The sequence below is a fragment of the Polynucleobacter sp. MWH-UH35A genome (assembly GCF_018687075.1).
Taxonomy (GTDB): domain Bacteria; phylum Pseudomonadota; class Gammaproteobacteria; order Burkholderiales; family Burkholderiaceae; genus Polynucleobacter.
The window spans coordinates 334,790-350,056 of the sequence record NZ_CP061285.1 but is presented as its reverse complement, the minus strand read 5'-3'; the positions used below and the strand labels follow the sequence as shown (position 1 = coordinate 350,056).

Genomic DNA, 15,267 nt, shown 5'->3' with positions numbered 1-15,267 from the left:
GTATTTTTTACAAATATTATTTAGCTTTGGTTTTACCCATCAAAGAAGCTAACAAGGGATTTGCACCTGCCAGCTCTTTTTTAGACTTTGCTACGGCATCGGCGGAGCCTGGCTTAGGAGTCTTGGCAGCGTTTTTCATTCCCTGGGCTGTTTTCAAAGCCAAGTTCTTATAGAGATCGGTTTTTTTCATTGCCATGATGAAGACTCTTTGCTGTGCTTTCTAAATCTTATTACCAAGTTATTTAATCAGTGAGCGTGCTGCTAGTCCCATAAACAACAATGACCAACCCTGCAGCAATAGCTCGATCGCAATCAACATGCCTGGCAGCCAAAGGCTAGATTCTGGATAACCATTCATAATCAGCACACCCATCAAGATGGAGATAACTGATGACAAAACCAACCAGAACCATTCACGGAAGTGACGGTGTTGGAATGCTGAGATCAATCGCAAGGCGCCCGTTACAAAGAATATTGCGGCTAGCCACAATGTGATTGCTTCAAGCGCTGGAATTGGGAAAGCCCAAGCAAAGATAGCGGCGGCAATATAGAGAGCAGCTAATACCAATTGCACGCCTACGCTTTTCCAGCCTTGTGATTTGAGGGCATGCGCACCCTGAAGAAGGCCGCCAGCAAATAAGAAAATGCCTAAAATATTAACCGAAATAAATGAGAATAAGGTTTGACCTGCAATTCCGATCATGCCCAGAACGATAAATAAAATTCCAAGGCCAATTAGAGCGCCTGGAACTTTAGCGGCTGCGCCCAATACTTTTGTGCGAAGTTCCTGAATCTGAGCGGTTGATAGTTCGGCCATAGAGATGCTTTCGAATGAAGTGGTTGAAAAGTAGCCTCTACTGTATCAACAAACGCCTTTTGGTCCCGAATAACGCTAATTGATGAGCCCCAAACCAGCACTAAGCCGGACGAAAAGCAAAAACAGGTATTCTTTAGCCTTTACAGCCAATCCCTAGAGATTGTTAGCAGAGAAAGTTTCAGAATGGATAACACCTTAACCGTGATTTTAGGCATCGTTGCGATGCTCCTTCCCTTAGTTGTGGGGCGTCTTTATTGGAAGCGCTTTGACCATTACTTTGGTAGAGGTAATGAAGCTTATATGGATAGCCTAGAGTATTTCCTCAAGAAAATTGGTTCAACCGTTTTAATTGCTTTTATTATTTTGTGGATTGGCATCAGCCTCGTATTTAACGGCAGTGCTTCATAAAACCATGGGCGATCAATTTAAGACCATTCTTCTCAAAGCAAAGCTCAACTTTGCGATCCTAGCTTCCATTTTGGTCATTGCCGTTTTAGGAAAGCTCACCAATCCTGAGCTCACCAATAGCATCTTTGTAACAGCAGACCAACTCGTCTCTGATCTCTACATCGTATTCATTGCTATTACTTTAGGTGCTTTCGTGCCTAACTTTAAGCTGGTGGCTTTTGGATCGATTGCGGCTTTCGTTGTTGCGATAGTCTTGGTGCAGATGGGTGTCTATACCTACCTCACAACAGAATATTTATTTGCAGTACTGATTGTTGTTCTTGGCTTTGCCTCCATCGCCAACCTCTATAAGCACTACCGAGAAAACGGGTTGTAAATTAAGAACATTTTTATCGATCTAAAGATCTAGGTTAAAAGCACCGATGTTCCGGGGCTTTTTAATTTGTTGCCACTAACTAGGCGGCTATTTTAAAAACACGAATTCTTGGTTCTATTTCTTTCTGCAGAGTTCTTCTCGCAACACGCATGTCGTAATCGGCTTGCAGGTTTAACCAAAATCTAGGATCCATTGAAAAGAACAGGCCAAGTCGCAGGGCTGTATCGGCAGTAATGGGGCGAGTACCGTTCACAATCTCGCTAATTCGACTGGGCGCAACATCGATATCAGCAGCTAGCTGGCGAGCGGTAATGCCCATCGGCTTCATAAAGTCTTCCAGCAGTATTTCTCCGGGATGAATTTCATCTAGCAATTTCGTCATCGTCATCTCCTCAGTGGTAGTCCACAATTTCTACATCGTATGCGCCATCTTCACGCCAAACAAAACAAATGCGCCACTGAGCGTTAATACGAATACTATGTTGCCCTTTGCGATTTCCGCCTAAAGCTTCCAACATATTGCCTGGAGGCACCCTCAAATCCAGCAAACTAACAACAGCATGCAATTGCAGTAACTTGCGTCGCGCTACCCTCTCGATGTTTACAAACCTTCTTGTAACCTTACTTTCAAATAAATCTTTAGTAAGTTCACAAGAAAATGAGCGGATCATTCCCCATTATATTCTGTATTACAGAATCTGTAAAATGGAATATTTAGTACTTTTTCCATAAAAGTCCCTTTAGCGGACCTGCAGGGACGCTCTGAAGTTGAATCTTTTTATATTGATATAGACATATAGAATCAATTTTTAATTATTTGTAGAAATATCCATCAAATACGACAATAGCCTCCTTATGTATAAATACGATGCAATTGACCAAACCCTTGTAGATCAACGAGTTGCCCAATTTCGGGATCAAGTTGCCCGTCGTTTAAACGGCACCTTAGCAGAAGAAGAATTTCGCCCCCTTCGTCTACAGAACGGCCTTTATCACCAACGCCATGCTTATATGTTGCGTGTTGCGATTCCTTACGGTCTATTTAGTTCAAAACAGTTGCGCACCTTGGCGCTCATCTCTGAAAAGTATGACCGTGGTTATGGTCACTTCACTACGCGCCAAAATATTCAGTACAACTGGGTAACGCTTGAAGACACTCCAGATATTTTGGCTGAACTTGCCAAAGTAGAAATGCATGCCATTCAAACCTCAGGTAACTGCATTCGCAACATTACAAGTGATCCCTTTGCGGGTGTGGCAGGTGATGAGTATGTTGATACTCGTCCAGTTTGTGAACTCTTGCGTCAGTGGTCAACACTCCATCCTGAATTCGCCCACTTACCGCGCAAATTTAAGTTTGCCGTCAATGGTGCCAAAGAAGATCGCACGGTATTGCTATGCCATGACGTTGGTATTGAGCTCAAGAAAAACTCCGCTGGAGAATTAACTGCTGATATTTATGCAGGCGGTGGTATGGGTCGTACGCCAATTCTAGGCTCATTGATTAAACAGGGGCTGCCTTGGAATGTACTGCCTAGCTACCTTACAGCCCTGCTGCGAGTATATAACCGCTTCGGTAGAAGAGATAATCTGTATAAGGCTCGCATCAAGATCTTAGTGAAAGCCTTGGGTCCAGAAGAGTTTGCGCGCCAGATTGAAGGTGAATGGGCTCACATTAAAAATGGTGATGACAACTTTACTCAAGCTGAGTGGGATCGCGTTGCAAAGCATTTCACAAAGCCTGCCTACAAAACATTACCCGCATTAACAAATGAGCAGGTTATTAATACAGCTAGCGAAAATGATAAAGCTGCTTTTACACGGTGGTTAGAACGTAATGTCAAACCACATCAAGTACCTGGTTATGCGAGCGTGATTCTGTCGCTTAAGCCCCATGGCACAGTTGCACCTGGAGATGCAACCACAGCGCAAATGTATGCGATTGCAGATTTAGCAGATCAATATAGTTTTAGTGAATTGCGCGCCACTCACGAGCAAAACTTGGTATTGGCCGATGTTGAGCAAGGAAAGCTTTATGAACTCTGGCAAGAAGCGAAGGGGCAAAAGGTTGCACTACCAAACGTAGGCTTGCTTACCGACATCATTGCTTGCCCGGGAGGTGATTTCTGCTCATTGGCAAACGCTAAATCCCTTCCAATTGCGAAAGCGATTCAAGAGCGCTTTGATGATTTAGATTACCTATTTGATTTAGGTGACATTAGTCTGAACATCTCTGGCTGCATTAACTCTTGCGGCCATCACCACGTAGGCAACATCGGCGTACTTGGAGTCGATAAAGATGGTGAGGAGTGGTATCAAATCACTTTAGGTGGCGAGCAAGGCAATGATGCGGCTATTGGTAAAGTCATTGGCCCTTCTTTCTACGCCGATGAAATTCCGGATGTGATTACGAATGTCATTAATACTTATGTAAATAATCGCAGTGATGATGAATCGTTTATCCAAACCTATAACCGTCTTGGCGTAGCACCATTCAAAGAGGCAGCCTATAAAGATGCCAAGAAAAAAGAAAAGTCCCAAAGCAATGTAACTGGGGAGGATGCATCATGAGTCAATTGAATATAGCTTCCCATTCAGAAATTCTGCATTTTCCAAAAAATGACAAACCTGCTCTAGCCCCAAATGAATGGCAAGTGTGGAGTGGCAGTCAGGATGAAGGTGGCTTGCCGGATTTAGAGCATGGTGCTCATAAAGTATTGGTGCCATTTACTTGGTGGCTCGAGCACCACCATGAGGCTGATGTCACTGCCAAAGCCAAGAACGGACAAATTGGTGTGTGGTTTGCTACCGATGATGACATTCTTAAGCACGCTGATGTCATTGAAGCAGGTAAAACAGTGTGGCCATTAGTGGCAGCACATTTCCCGATCTTTAGAGATGGTAGAAGCTTTAGTACTGCTGCCTTACTCAGAGACCGCTTCCAATGGCAAGGTGAGATCCGTGCCATTGGTGATGTTCTGATTGACCAGCTATTACAAGGTGCTCGTGTTGGGTTTGATAGTTTTGCCCTACGCCCTGATCAAAATCTCGAAGTCGCTTTGAAGCAATTTGATTTGTTTAGTGTAACGACACAAAACAGCTGGCGCGGGTTAAGAACCACATACGGACTGCCCGTACAACCTTAAGCACTTGTAATCAATCAAGCTCAATAACAAACATGGCCAAGATCTCTTACAGCAAGACCAATTCACTTGGTAAAGTGTATTTGGTTGGTGCTGGGCCAGGAGCAGTGGACCTTATTACGGTTCGTGGTGCCAAACTTCTAGAGAAGGCTGACATTGTTTTCTACGATGCCTTAGTTGATCCAGGGATGCTAAAACTTTGCCCGCAAGCTATTCAAGTAGCCGTTGGTAAACGCTGCGGCAAACTTTCTTCAGCGCAGCAGTTCATTAACAAGCGTTTAGTAGATGCCGCCCAGAAGCATCAAGCAATCGTTCGCCTCAAAGGTGGTGATCCGATGCTCTTTGGCAGAGCTGATGAAGAGATTCAGAGCCTTAAGGATGCTGGGATTGAAGTTGAGGTTGTGCCTGGAATTACTGCCGCTCTTGCTGGTGCAGCCAGCATTCAGCAATCATTAACGCTGCGTGGTGTATCGCGTAGTGTGGCATTCATTACCCTGGCTCAGGGCACAGAGAACGTCTCCATGGGTCAGCCAATCCCCAACCCGAGTGCGGATACCCTGGTTTACTACATGGGTCGCAAGGATGCAGCCCGAATTGCGCAACAGCTAATTGAGCAAAGCACTAGGGGAGTAAATCAGCATCACCCAGATACACCTGTGCATATATTAGAAGCAGTTAGTACGCCACGTGAGCGCTTGTGGACCAGCACCTTAGGAGATTTGGCCGCAGGCAGAGCGGATCAATGGTTTGATAGCAGCTCGCCTGCGCTCATCATGATTGGGGAAGCTCTAAGAAGCAAAATCCAAGCAAGCGAATGCCCAAACGAAAACTTAGACGAGAGGCTAGAGAGCTCTGGCTCCGAAGTCGATAATCGCTTGCAAGACAGCCAAATCCTCACCAACGGCAGGCGTAGCGCTTAACTCCACGCCAGGGAACTTTCCCCGGCATTCTTCCAGCAATGCTGGGAAATCATTTCGCAGGTGACCGCCCTGACCAAAGAATACGGGCACTACGATAATTTGAGTAGCCCCACCACCAGCCAATGCAGCCACAGCCTCTTCTAACGAAGGCTGCATCATTTCTAAGAAAGCAAGCTCGACAGGAGTACCAGCATGCTGAGCACGCCACAGTCCTATCAAACGATCAAAAGGCTCACGCCAGCGTACATCTCGAGCACCGTGGCCAAAAAGAATGATTGCCCTCATAAATTACTTATAAACTCTCATAATCAATAAATTTGTTTATTAGTTAATGTGTAAGCTTAACCTTAATTTCTTAAAAGCGTACCTATAAGGCCTATTCATGGAGCTTCTTCATTCTCTTGCCAGCCAAACCTGGTTTATTGCCCTCATGGCAGTAGCCTTGATTGGCGGCGTGCTCTCAGCAGTACATCATGCTGAAGTTGTTGCCCATAAAACGGGTGAGCCCTATGGGGCACTAGTATTGGCGATCAGCGTCACCATTATTGAAGTATCTCTCATTATTTCTATGATGCTTAGTGGCCATGATGGCTCTCAATTCATTGCTAGGGATGCCGTATTTGCTACCGTGATGATCGTTATCAATGGCGTTATTGGCCTATGTATTTTTATTGGCGGGCTACATCATCATGAGATGTCTTTTCGTAATGAGGGAACTAATTCTGCCCTGGCGGTTTTAACCGCATTGGCCACATTTATTTTGGTAATGCCCACCGTGACTATCAGCACACCAGGACCCGACTTTACTAAAAGCCAATTGGCTTTTGCTGGGATTGCTTCATTTGCTTTGTATGCCGCTTTTTTATTCTTCCAAACTGTCAGCCATCGAGACTACTACTTACCCAAAGCAGAAGAAAAGAAAACGGATATTAACTTTCACGCTCCGAGGCCTAGCAATCTAAAAACGGTTGTGAGCGCAGCATTGCTTATTGTCTCGCTTGTTATTGTTGTTGGTCTTGCTGAACTTCTCAGCCCAGCCATTGAAGCTGGAGTGAAGGCCGCTGGCGCACCCAAAACCATTGTAGGTATTGCCATTGCAATGTTGGTGTTATTGCCCGAGGGCTATGCTGCCGTGCGAGCGGCCAAAGCCAATCGCCTGCAAAGTAGTTTGAATCTTGCTCTTGGATCGGCCTTGGCCAGCATTGGCTTATCCATTCCAGTCATTGCGGCGATTGCCATTTACTTTCAGCTGCCACTGAGCCTAGGCATTAGCGATCTCAATATGACGCTAATGTACCTCACCTTCTTTATTGGTGCCTTAACCCTTGCAATAGGCCGAACTACACTACTGCAAGGTGTAGTTCATCTGATTATTTTCTTTGAGTATCTTTTCTTGAGTTTGGTGCCGTAAGGGAGTCCCCACTCCCTCAATTAGCCCCCACCCCCCCGAACATAAGAATCAATTAAATATTTCTTAAGGGCAGATTTAGTTTAAAAACTAAGAAAAAAGGATGAGTAGTACTCTAATAGATTTTAGAAAAATATGCTGGTTATTATTTATATCTTTTAATTAATAAACGGCTAGCAATTTTTTAAATAAATTTATAATTTTCAGTCGCAAGCGCCAATTTATTTTTAAAATAAAGTTGAAATAAAGCATCTTTATATTAGAAAAAATTGTTGTCAATATACTCATATGGGGTCTTTTTTTATAATCTAAGACTATATTTTTTTGCATAGCCCATTTTATCGATTTGCGAATCCACATACCCTTTTCAACCATATTCTTAAAACTAAATAATGGGTCCTTAAGGCAGTAGTAACCATCAGAATAAGACGACCTATAAGAGCCGTTAATTTCAAAATTCCATGGATTTTCCCCGGGTATAAGTAATTCTAGTAGGGTTTTTTTATTCCAAAATCCACAAACAGTAACCCTGTAAGGTGCACCCTTATTATAGGCACTTAAAAAATCTATTTCATCCACACCACTATCCCCCCGAGGATTAGGAAAATATTTTATATGTCTAACGTGATTTAGCCTCATCAATTGGATGCATTTTTTAAATTTTTCAATATCAATAACACCCTCAATAAATACATCCTCTAAAATGACAAAAAGTGATTCCTCAGGAATCTGATTAAGTATTTTTATATAGCTAGTACTCCAATTTTCATCTTTGCCCGACAATAAATTCACTACACGATCATCAGAGCATTTAACTGTATTTGAACCATGATAAATGCGATACTTATCCAGACCTAGAGCATTAAAAAATAGCGAATAAAATGCCCCCCACAAATCAGCGTACCTATCACAAGATAAAACTAAAATCGCAAAATCTTTATTTGAATTATTCATTACCCATTTATCCAATATTGAATTAAAAATCTGCACTGTAAGCTCGTTATACCCAAATATTCATCAGGAGGGATCTTGACTAATTTAATCCCCTAGAAACTTTGGATGGCCTCCATCAGACAATTGTAAGCAGTTAAGATAAACCATTCATATTAAGACTCACATACCATGCTGGCATACTATTTAGGTCTATGATATTTTTCTTTTGCGATAGAAGCAAAGCGAGACTTAAAGTTGCCAGGCACCTCTTTGAAGAAATCCCCATGAAACAGCCTTAGAAATCATTGTGTCAAATATCTTTTTTGTGAATTACTTACTTAAACATAAGACATAAAAACTTGACATTGACACAAGTTAAATCCACCTATGAATCAACGCCAAATAGATCTCTTGTATATACTTTGCTAGACACATCATCGAGCTCTGGACTAATACGATTAGTAATAATTAAATCCGATTCATTCTTAAACCGCTCGATATCAGAAATAACTTTTGAGTTAAAAAAATTGTCCTCAGTAAACATAGGTTCATAAATAATAACTTTAATTCCCCTGGCCTTTATTCGCTTCATAATTCCCTGAATACTCGAAGCACGCCAATTATCTGAACCAGCCTTCATAACCAAGCGGTAGATACCTACTACCTCAGGCTTCTTTTTAAGAATTTCACTCGCTACAAAATCTTTACGAGTTGAATTTGCACTAACAATGGCCTGAATTAAATTCTGCGGCACGGCATCATAGTTAGCCAATAACTGCTTGGTATCTTTTGGTAAGCAATAACCGCCATAACCAAAGGACGGATTGTTATAGTGCTTACCAACTCTAGGATCTAACCCTACACCCTCAATAATTTCTCGTGGATCTAAATGATGAATAGAGGCATAGGTATCAATTTCATTAAAATACGCCACACGCATCGCTAGATAGGTATTAGCAAATAATTTAATCGCCTCCGCCTCCGTGGGTCCAGTAAACAAAGTCGGAATATCTTTTTTGAGAGCACCCTCTTTTAATAGATTTGCAAATATCTCAGCTCGCTCGGAGCGCTCCCCCACAACAATTCTAGATGGATATAAATTGTCATGCAGAGCCTTACCTTCACGTAAAAATTCTGGTGAGAAAATAATATTCTGGCAATTTAATTTTTCTCGCAAACTCTCAACAAAGCCGACGGGTATAGTTGATTTAATCACCATTACCGCAGTTGGATTAATGTGCATGACATCTTTAGCAACAGATTCAATAGAGCTGGTGTTAAAGTAATTTGTTTCTTCGTCATAATCGGTTGGCGTGGCAATAATGACATATCGCGCATTATCATATGCATCATTCTTTTCTAAAGTTGCCCGCAAATTTAATGGCTTGTCACGCAAGAAAAGAGCCATTTCTTCATCGTGAATGGGTAATATTTTTTTATTGAGATTTTCTACTCTCTTAAAGTCAATATCCAACGAAACTATTTCATGATTTTGAGAGAGTAATATGGCATTTGATAAGCCAACATAACCAGTGCCAACGACTGCTATTTTCATAAAAAACTTTCAATTCTTAAAAACTAACTTACCCCACAACCTTCTTAAAGTAGGCAATGGTCTCTTTTAGACCGTCTTCAAGATTAACCTTGGGCTGCCAGCCGAGCTTCGCCTTTGCTAATTCAATGTTAGGCTGACGCTGTTTTGGATCGTCTGATGGTAACGGCTGATGAATGATTTTCGATTTACTACCTGATAGCTTTAGAACGGCTTCTGCAAGCTGCAGCATGGTGAACTCGCCTGGATTACCAATATTGACTGGCCCAGTAAAACCTTCTTCGGAGTTCATCATTTTGACCATAGCGTCAATTAAGTCATCGACATAGCAAAAGCTTCTGGTTTGCTGACCATCACCATAAATCGTGATGTCTTTGCCTTGCAAGGCTTGGACAATAAAGTTACTAACTACCCGACCATCATTGGGATGCATGCGAGGACCATAGGTATTAAAGATCCGCACCACTTTAATATCGAGATTGTGCTGACGGTTGTAATCGAAAAATAGGGTCTCTGCACAGCGCTTGCCTTCATCGTAGCAAGAGCGAATCCCAATAGGATTGACTTTCCCCCAATATTCTTCTGGCTGTGGATGCACTTCTGGATCACCATACACTTCACTCGTTGATGCCTGCAAGATACGCGCCCGGGTTCTTTTAGCCAAACCCAACATATTGATTGCACCATGCACGCTAGTCTTGGTCGTTTGCACTGGGTCATACTGATAGTGCACAGGCGAGGCTGGGCAGGCCAAGTTATAAATCTGATTGGTTTCCACATAGAGCGGGAAGGTCACATCATGGCGCATGAGTTCTAAGCGTGGATTAGGCAATAGATGCGCCAAGTTCTCTTTGGAGCCCGTGAAGTAGTTATCCACTACCAAAACATCATTACCTTCTTTTAGGAGTTTTTCGGTCAGGTGTGAGCCTAAAAAGCCTGCGCCGCCAGTGATGAGGATTTTGTTCATAGTGACATATGTTTGATATTATTTTACTATGTAGTATAGCTACTTATTATTGTACGATTATTTTTATTAATAATAACATTTATAAAATTTTTATATTTAATCAATTAGAAAATACAATGCAATCTTCCAAATTTCTTTCGCCAAATCGCCAATTTGGTTTTCTATTTTCCATCTTTTTTATTTTGCTTTCGGCGCATTCTGCAATTTATGACGTAGATTCAATTAGAATGTATTATTGGATGATTGCATATTGAAAAAAAATATCAAAGACTATTATTACCACATACAAAAGTAATATAGCGCTCAATACCGCTGAAAGATAAATGCTTATTTTTCGAATATTCAAAAAACTACTTCCTTATTGCTACAACTACAATTTGGTCGCCTCTAAGCTTGGCATTAACTTCTAAAACCTTTTTCTTATACCTATTTAATCCACCTGTAAGTAAAAGGCGAGGAATATTAATTAAATATTTTTTCATGTGAACATTAAAAGGATAGTCTTTTAAATACAATTCGCTTGAGTAATACTGCCATATTGTCGAGTCGCAAAATAAATCAATAGATTTAAATCCTGCCTTATTTAAAAGCTCAATAATGCTTTTATGACTGTGCAAATACAGATGTCTTGGTGCATCTAATTGATACCAGTGCGCATTAAACTTTTCAAATGCATCTGATGTTGATGTTGGAATGCGTATTACTAACTTGCCACCATTACTTAATAAACGTTTTATTTCTACCAAAGTTTCCAATTGGTCAGGGAGATGCTCAAATACATGATTTAAAGTAATCACATCATACATACCATCCGTACATTCACATAATTCCTTTTTAAAAACTTTTGCACCGTTTTCATATGTTGCATCAGACTGAATGTAGGGGTCAATACCAGTAACATTTTTGAATCCAGCCTCAGCCAGCATATAAGGCAAGAAACCATCGGCACAACCAATATCTAAAATTCTAGAATTTTTATCTAAACCCAATCTTCTGTATGTACTTCCTAAGCTATCTTCAAGAAAATATTCAATAATCGCTCCAAGTCCATAGCGTCCATAAAACTTTGCCATAAATCTCATTCGCCTTAGACTGAATATTAAACTGCTAGTATTGAGTCGTAATCTCCCATAGTAATTAATGTAATACTGCCCAAGATTAGCCGGTATATCATGAATTTGGATTAATTCACAATTAGAACAGCGGTTATATTTAAAATTCCCTTTAAGACCATGCATCCTTTCTTCGGCAACCAAAAGAGGCATTATTGGAAACCCACAAACAATACAACTTTTCATTGATAGCACCTTTTGAACTCATTAGAGCCCATTTAAAAGAAGAGTTTTATATAAATAAATCATGAATAATTATTAGTCGGAGGACATTAAGCACATAAAAGTCTCATCTGCAGCTTTTTCCCATGAATATTTAGAGGACTCGAAGTAGGTATTTAATTTAAGTGCATTTAAATAATCCACATCATAGATAAGCTTTTCTAGGCCATCTTTTATACTATTAATAGAATATGGATCTACAAAATGGGCAGCAGAGCCGCCAATTTCTAGCATAGAAGAATTGTTTGATGTTAAAACGGGGGTTCCACAAGAATAAGACTCAAGTATTGGCAATCCAAATCCCTCATATAAGGAAGGCATTGCCGTAAAAAGAGCATTACTATATAAATCAAATAGCTCTTCATCGCGTACATAGCCTAAAACATTAACATTGTTAATTAAACCCATATCAATAATTAAATTCGCTATATTAACTTTACCCCAACCTTTGCCACCTACTAAATTTAATTTTAATGTCCCATCATAATTTGAAATTAATAATTTAAAAGCCGCAAGGAGTCTCTCAAGATTTTTTCTAGGCTCTAATGTACCTACAAATAAAATAAATGGATCCTTAGATAAATTTGTAATTTTTAACCTAGATAAAATGGTGGGGGCTTCATATATGGTAATTAACTTAGGAGTAAATTTAGGGTAATTAATGACTATATCATTTTTAGTAGAGTTAGAGACGCAAATAACCTTATTAGCAATTTTTATGGACATAGGCATTAATAACGTATCCAAATATCTACTTAAAAACCTCATAGTTTTGGGTGAATACTTCCAAACAAAGTCGTGTATGGTTACAACGCATCGGATTGACCTATTAATAAAAAATGGAATCCTATGAGCGGGAGACCAAAATATATTTATATTATCCCTTTTTAAACAAATAGGTAAATAAAATTGTGCCCATAACATTCTCAAAATTCTATTTTTTATTCGACAATGATGAATATAAACATTACTATGATCCCAATTGCCAACTATTATTTCTCTATGAGAATATAAATGCCATTCGACATTAGCGCCATTTCTTATAAGTCGAGAAATAATTTCATACACATAACGCCCTATACCAGTTAGTTCTTCACTAAGATGTCTTGCATCTATTGCTATTTTTATATTCATATTTAAATGGCTATCTAATTAAATTAATGTAATTTATAAATTAAAGCACCATTATAATTATAAATTGGTTGGATATTACCTAATTTATATTTTAAAAAATCATAGTAAATATTTTCTATATTTTGATTTGTACAAATTCCATTGATATATGAACAGCCCTTATCTAAGATAAATAATGGTCTTTTGGTATTTAGGATAACAAAAGTATCTGCATTATTTTTTGAAGTTAAATTAGAAAGACCCTCTGGAAATGGTAAATATGTATTACTTTTTGCAAGACATAAAAAATTAAAATTATTTTGCACAATATAATTATTATTCAAATCAAAGTTATCGCAAATTAAATTATCAAATTTGCTTTCGTGATTTTCAAATAAATATCTATTGAAATTAAATTCAAAGCTCTTATCTGAAAAGAATAATCTTGACAATGGGGAAATAGAAAAGAGGATATTAAAAATTAACAAGTAAAGAAAATATGTGTATTTAAGTGAACGTGATGAATTTAAAATATAAAATTTAGAAAGAGTGCCCGACATAAGTATTACTGGCATTATAAATACAGTAGTGTAATGGGAAAAAATATCATGGTGATTTGGTAGGACTGAAACTAAAGAAATCAAAAAAAATGGAGATGTAAGTAATATGTATCTTAAATTTTTCTTCTTTTGAAAGAAAAATATTAGGGGATAAAATATTAACAAAAAAAACTTAAACTTATTTATAAAATCAAATCTAATACTTTCAAATATTATATGAATAAAATTATTATTGAGTAAACTATCTAATTTTAAATCGTCAATTAAAAATGTAGTTGAATCGAATCCAAATCCAGAATCACTGCCACCATATAATGGAATAATATATAAATAACTTATTAAAAAATATAAAACACCAATTAAAAATAAAGATATAGCAAAAACTCTTAGTATAAATTTATCTAATTTATTATTAGGATTAAAAGATAAATATAAGTAAATAAATGACGAAGAGATTAAAAGTAATGAATAAATTTCTTTAATTAATAAGGAGGATAATATCCAGAAGAAAGATATTAAATAATTATTATTTTCTATATTTAAATAAAAATTCAGAATTATTAATAGTAAGAAAAATTCATAATGAAAATCAACAAGTACTAACGTCCATATAGGTATGTATAGAATAAAAGTTACGAAATTAACTCTACCAAATAATTTATCAATTTTAAAAGCTACATATATAACTACAAATGATTGACTTAGCACCATTAATACCGGCAATAAATCAAAGGGAATTATATATAAAAATAGGGAATAAAAATATGTAAATGGCTGCACATGTCCCTCAAACATATAATTAATATTATTTTGCAAATGGTAAATATTTCTTAAATAAATACCAAAATCAAAATAATTATAATTATTATTATGCAGCTTTAATAAAGGTAATAACAGAACAAAGAAGGCAAAGATAAACTTTAGAAACTTAGTCATGTCATCATTTTTAATAAGTACCAAATAATTTCCTAAAAATATTAGTAAAATAAAGTCTATATTTCCATGGTATATTTGAAATACTATTGAATAGAAATGATTTAATTTGGCTTAAAAATTTATAACCACCAGTCGAATCTCTTCTATTTTTAGTTGAAATATCTGGATATTTTATATTTAAAATACGGCATATGCCTGGAATCCAACGTCCTTTTTCAATTAAATGTAAATAATTAAAAGGGCTTGGAATAATTGAACCAGATTTACCAAAATACTGCATCCTATAAGATCCAAAAACCTCAAAATTCCATGGACTTTCACCTTCAATTAGCAACTTACTTAATATATCTTTGTTCCAATATCCCATAACATTAACAGAATATGGAGCACCAACATCATACACTCCTAATTTCTCATTCAAATAACGTACATTTGGTTTTTTAAAATTACTAAACTGTAAGTGCTGAAAAGAATTAGATTCAATTAGAGAATAACCGTACAAAAGGGTTTCATTATTAACATTCGAATCTATGATCATATCCTCAAGCAATATAAGCAAATATTTTTCACTTATCATATTTAAGGCTTTAATTAGTGAAGAACTCCAGTTTAAATCTGCGCCAACCTTAATATTCGTAATATTATCTTGTATTACCTCTATTTCATTGCTAACAAAATAAATTTTATTAAAATTATCATAGTATCTTTCTAGTGATGCCAATGTAAATGGCCACACATCACTGTATTTATCACATGATAAAACTACAACAGCACAATCAGAATTCATTTTTTATTATAAC

18 protein-coding genes are annotated in these 15,267 nt (G+C 37.9%); 6 read left to right on the top strand and 12 right to left on the bottom strand.

Annotated elements, in window-relative coordinates; all coding sequences use genetic code 11:
- Positions 1-16: 16 nt before the first annotated feature.
- Positions 17-196, bottom strand: a complete 180-nt coding sequence (locus ICV36_RS01900) for a hypothetical protein (RefSeq protein WP_215400868.1) — start codon at positions 194-196, stop codon at positions 17-19.
- A gap of 42 nt (positions 197-238) precedes the next feature.
- Positions 239-817, bottom strand: a complete 579-nt coding sequence (locus ICV36_RS01895; RefSeq protein WP_215400867.1) for an HdeD family acid-resistance protein — start codon at positions 815-817, stop codon at positions 239-241.
- Positions 818-1,000: 183 nt separating this feature from the next.
- On the opposite strand from ICV36_RS01895, the gene ICV36_RS01890 reads away from it, so the two are divergent.
- Together ICV36_RS01890 and ICV36_RS01885 are read left to right on the top strand one after the other, a co-directional pair.
- Positions 1,001-1,225 carry a hypothetical protein gene (locus ICV36_RS01890; RefSeq protein ID WP_215400866.1) on the top strand — a complete coding sequence of 75 codons (225 nt, stop codon included), beginning with the start codon at positions 1,001-1,003 and terminating at the stop codon, positions 1,223-1,225.
- The gene (locus tag ICV36_RS01885; RefSeq protein WP_251375045.1) at positions 1,215-1,601 is read left to right on the top strand and encodes a hypothetical protein; all 387 of its coding nucleotides are present in this window, start codon (positions 1,215-1,217) and stop codon (positions 1,599-1,601) included. The genes ICV36_RS01890 and ICV36_RS01885 overlap by 11 nt, the downstream gene beginning before the upstream one ends.
- A gap of 79 nt (positions 1,602-1,680) precedes the next feature.
- On the opposite strand, the gene ICV36_RS01880 is transcribed toward ICV36_RS01885, so the two are convergent.
- Entirely contained in the window at positions 1,681-1,983 is a 303-nt protein-coding gene (locus ICV36_RS01880; RefSeq protein WP_215400865.1) for a HigA family addiction module antitoxin, read from the bottom strand.
- Positions 1,984-1,993: 10 nt separating this feature from the next.
- Positions 1,994-2,272, bottom strand: coding sequence for a type II toxin-antitoxin system RelE/ParE family toxin (locus ICV36_RS01875; protein ID WP_215400864.1), 279 nt, complete (start codon positions 2,270-2,272; stop codon positions 1,994-1,996).
- A gap of 184 nt (positions 2,273-2,456) precedes the next feature.
- On the opposite strand from ICV36_RS01875, the gene ICV36_RS01870 reads away from it, so the two are divergent.
- From ICV36_RS01870 to cobA, 3 genes are read left to right on the top strand one after another with little or no spacing between them, the layout of a single operon-like run.
- Positions 2,457-4,172 carry a nitrite/sulfite reductase gene (locus ICV36_RS01870; protein ID WP_215400863.1) on the top strand — a complete coding sequence of 572 codons (1,716 nt, stop codon included), beginning with the start codon at positions 2,457-2,459 and terminating at the stop codon, positions 4,170-4,172.
- Complete coding sequence (locus ICV36_RS01865) at positions 4,169-4,747, top strand: DUF934 domain-containing protein (RefSeq protein ID WP_215400862.1); 579 nt, start codon at positions 4,169-4,171, stop codon at positions 4,745-4,747. The genes ICV36_RS01870 and ICV36_RS01865 overlap by 4 nt, the downstream gene beginning before the upstream one ends.
- Before the next feature lie 32 nt (positions 4,748-4,779).
- Positions 4,780-5,664, top strand: coding sequence for a uroporphyrinogen-III C-methyltransferase (gene cobA / locus ICV36_RS01860; RefSeq protein ID WP_215400861.1), 885 nt, complete (start codon positions 4,780-4,782; stop codon positions 5,662-5,664).
- Here the strand turns inward: cobA and ICV36_RS01855 are convergent.
- Complete coding sequence (locus ICV36_RS01855) at positions 5,587-5,949, bottom strand: sirohydrochlorin chelatase (RefSeq protein WP_215400860.1); 363 nt, start codon at positions 5,947-5,949, stop codon at positions 5,587-5,589. The genes cobA and ICV36_RS01855 overlap by 78 nt on opposite strands.
- A 97-nt stretch (positions 5,950-6,046) precedes the next feature.
- On the opposite strand from ICV36_RS01855, the gene ICV36_RS01850 reads away from it, so the two are divergent.
- Positions 6,047-7,075, top strand: coding sequence for a calcium:proton antiporter (locus tag ICV36_RS01850; RefSeq protein WP_215400859.1), 1,029 nt, complete (start codon positions 6,047-6,049; stop codon positions 7,073-7,075).
- A gap of 159 nt (positions 7,076-7,234) precedes the next feature.
- On the opposite strand, the gene ICV36_RS01845 is transcribed toward ICV36_RS01850, so the two are convergent.
- The 7 genes from ICV36_RS01845 to ICV36_RS01815 all read right to left on the bottom strand — a co-directional run bounded on the left by ICV36_RS01845 (position 7,235) and on the right by ICV36_RS01815 (position 15,254).
- On the bottom strand, positions 7,235-8,026 hold the full coding sequence (locus ICV36_RS01845) for a hypothetical protein (RefSeq protein ID WP_215400858.1): 792 nt from the start codon (positions 8,024-8,026) through the stop codon (positions 7,235-7,237).
- Positions 8,027-8,390: 364 nt separating this feature from the next.
- A complete protein-coding gene (locus ICV36_RS01840) occupies positions 8,391-9,560 on the bottom strand; it encodes a nucleotide sugar dehydrogenase (RefSeq protein ID WP_215400857.1) in 1,170 nt (389 codons plus the stop codon).
- Between the two features lie 28 nt (positions 9,561-9,588).
- The gene (locus ICV36_RS01835) at positions 9,589-10,524 is read right to left on the bottom strand and encodes a UDP-glucuronic acid decarboxylase family protein (protein WP_215400856.1); all 936 of its coding nucleotides are present in this window, start codon (positions 10,522-10,524) and stop codon (positions 9,589-9,591) included.
- Between the two features lie 350 nt (positions 10,525-10,874).
- The gene (locus ICV36_RS01830; RefSeq protein ID WP_215400855.1) at positions 10,875-11,597 is read right to left on the bottom strand and encodes a class I SAM-dependent methyltransferase; all 723 of its coding nucleotides are present in this window, start codon (positions 11,595-11,597) and stop codon (positions 10,875-10,877) included.
- 297 nt (positions 11,598-11,894) lie between these two features.
- The gene (locus tag ICV36_RS01825; RefSeq protein ID WP_215400854.1) at positions 11,895-12,992 is read right to left on the bottom strand and encodes a glycosyltransferase family 1 protein; all 1,098 of its coding nucleotides are present in this window, start codon (positions 12,990-12,992) and stop codon (positions 11,895-11,897) included.
- Between the two features lie 23 nt (positions 12,993-13,015).
- Positions 13,016-14,467, bottom strand: a complete 1,452-nt coding sequence (locus ICV36_RS01820) for a DUF2079 domain-containing protein (protein ID WP_215400853.1) — start codon at positions 14,465-14,467, stop codon at positions 13,016-13,018.
- A 10-nt stretch (positions 14,468-14,477) separates the two neighbouring features.
- Positions 14,478-15,254 carry a hypothetical protein gene (locus ICV36_RS01815; RefSeq protein WP_215400852.1) on the bottom strand — a complete coding sequence of 259 codons (777 nt, stop codon included), beginning with the start codon at positions 15,252-15,254 and terminating at the stop codon, positions 14,478-14,480.
- Positions 15,255-15,267 lie beyond the last annotated feature (13 nt).

Coding starts and splice junctions, on each gene's coding strand:
- cobA (WP_215400861.1), top strand. CDS start 4,780: ATGGCCAAGATCTCTTACAGCAAGACCAATTCACTTGGTAAAGTGTAT.
- ICV36_RS01825 (WP_215400854.1), bottom strand. CDS start 12,992: ATGAATATAAAAATAGCAATAGATGCAAGACATCTTAGTGAAGAACTA.
- ICV36_RS01820 (WP_215400853.1), bottom strand. CDS start 14,467: ATGACTAAGTTTCTAAAGTTTATCTTTGCCTTCTTTGTTCTGTTATTA.
- ICV36_RS01895 (WP_215400867.1), bottom strand. CDS start 817: ATGGCCGAACTATCAACCGCTCAGATTCAGGAACTTCGCACAAAAGTA.
- ICV36_RS01890 (WP_215400866.1), top strand. CDS start 1,001: ATGGATAACACCTTAACCGTGATTTTAGGCATCGTTGCGATGCTCCTT.
- ICV36_RS01880 (WP_215400865.1), bottom strand. CDS start 1,983: ATGACGAAATTGCTAGATGAAATTCATCCCGGAGAAATACTGCTGGAA.
- ICV36_RS01850 (WP_215400859.1), top strand. CDS start 6,047: ATGGAGCTTCTTCATTCTCTTGCCAGCCAAACCTGGTTTATTGCCCTC.
- ICV36_RS01870 (WP_215400863.1), top strand. CDS start 2,457: ATGTATAAATACGATGCAATTGACCAAACCCTTGTAGATCAACGAGTT.
- ICV36_RS01830 (WP_215400855.1), bottom strand. CDS start 11,597: ATGGCAAAGTTTTATGGACGCTATGGACTTGGAGCGATTATTGAATAT.
- ICV36_RS01815 (WP_215400852.1), bottom strand. CDS start 15,254: ATGAATTCTGATTGTGCTGTTGTAGTTTTATCATGTGATAAATACAGT.
- ICV36_RS01865 (WP_215400862.1), top strand. CDS start 4,169: ATGAGTCAATTGAATATAGCTTCCCATTCAGAAATTCTGCATTTTCCA.
- ICV36_RS01875 (WP_215400864.1), bottom strand. CDS start 2,272: ATGATCCGCTCATTTTCTTGTGAACTTACTAAAGATTTATTTGAAAGT.
- ICV36_RS01835 (WP_215400856.1), bottom strand. CDS start 10,524: ATGAACAAAATCCTCATCACTGGCGGCGCAGGCTTTTTAGGCTCACAC.
- ICV36_RS01845 (WP_215400858.1), bottom strand. CDS start 8,026: ATGAATAATTCAAATAAAGATTTTGCGATTTTAGTTTTATCTTGTGAT.
- ICV36_RS01855 (WP_215400860.1), bottom strand. CDS start 5,949: ATGAGGGCAATCATTCTTTTTGGCCACGGTGCTCGAGATGTACGCTGG.
- ICV36_RS01840 (WP_215400857.1), bottom strand. CDS start 9,560: ATGAAAATAGCAGTCGTTGGCACTGGTTATGTTGGCTTATCAAATGCC.
- ICV36_RS01900 (WP_215400868.1), bottom strand. CDS start 196: ATGGCAATGAAAAAAACCGATCTCTATAAGAACTTGGCTTTGAAAACA.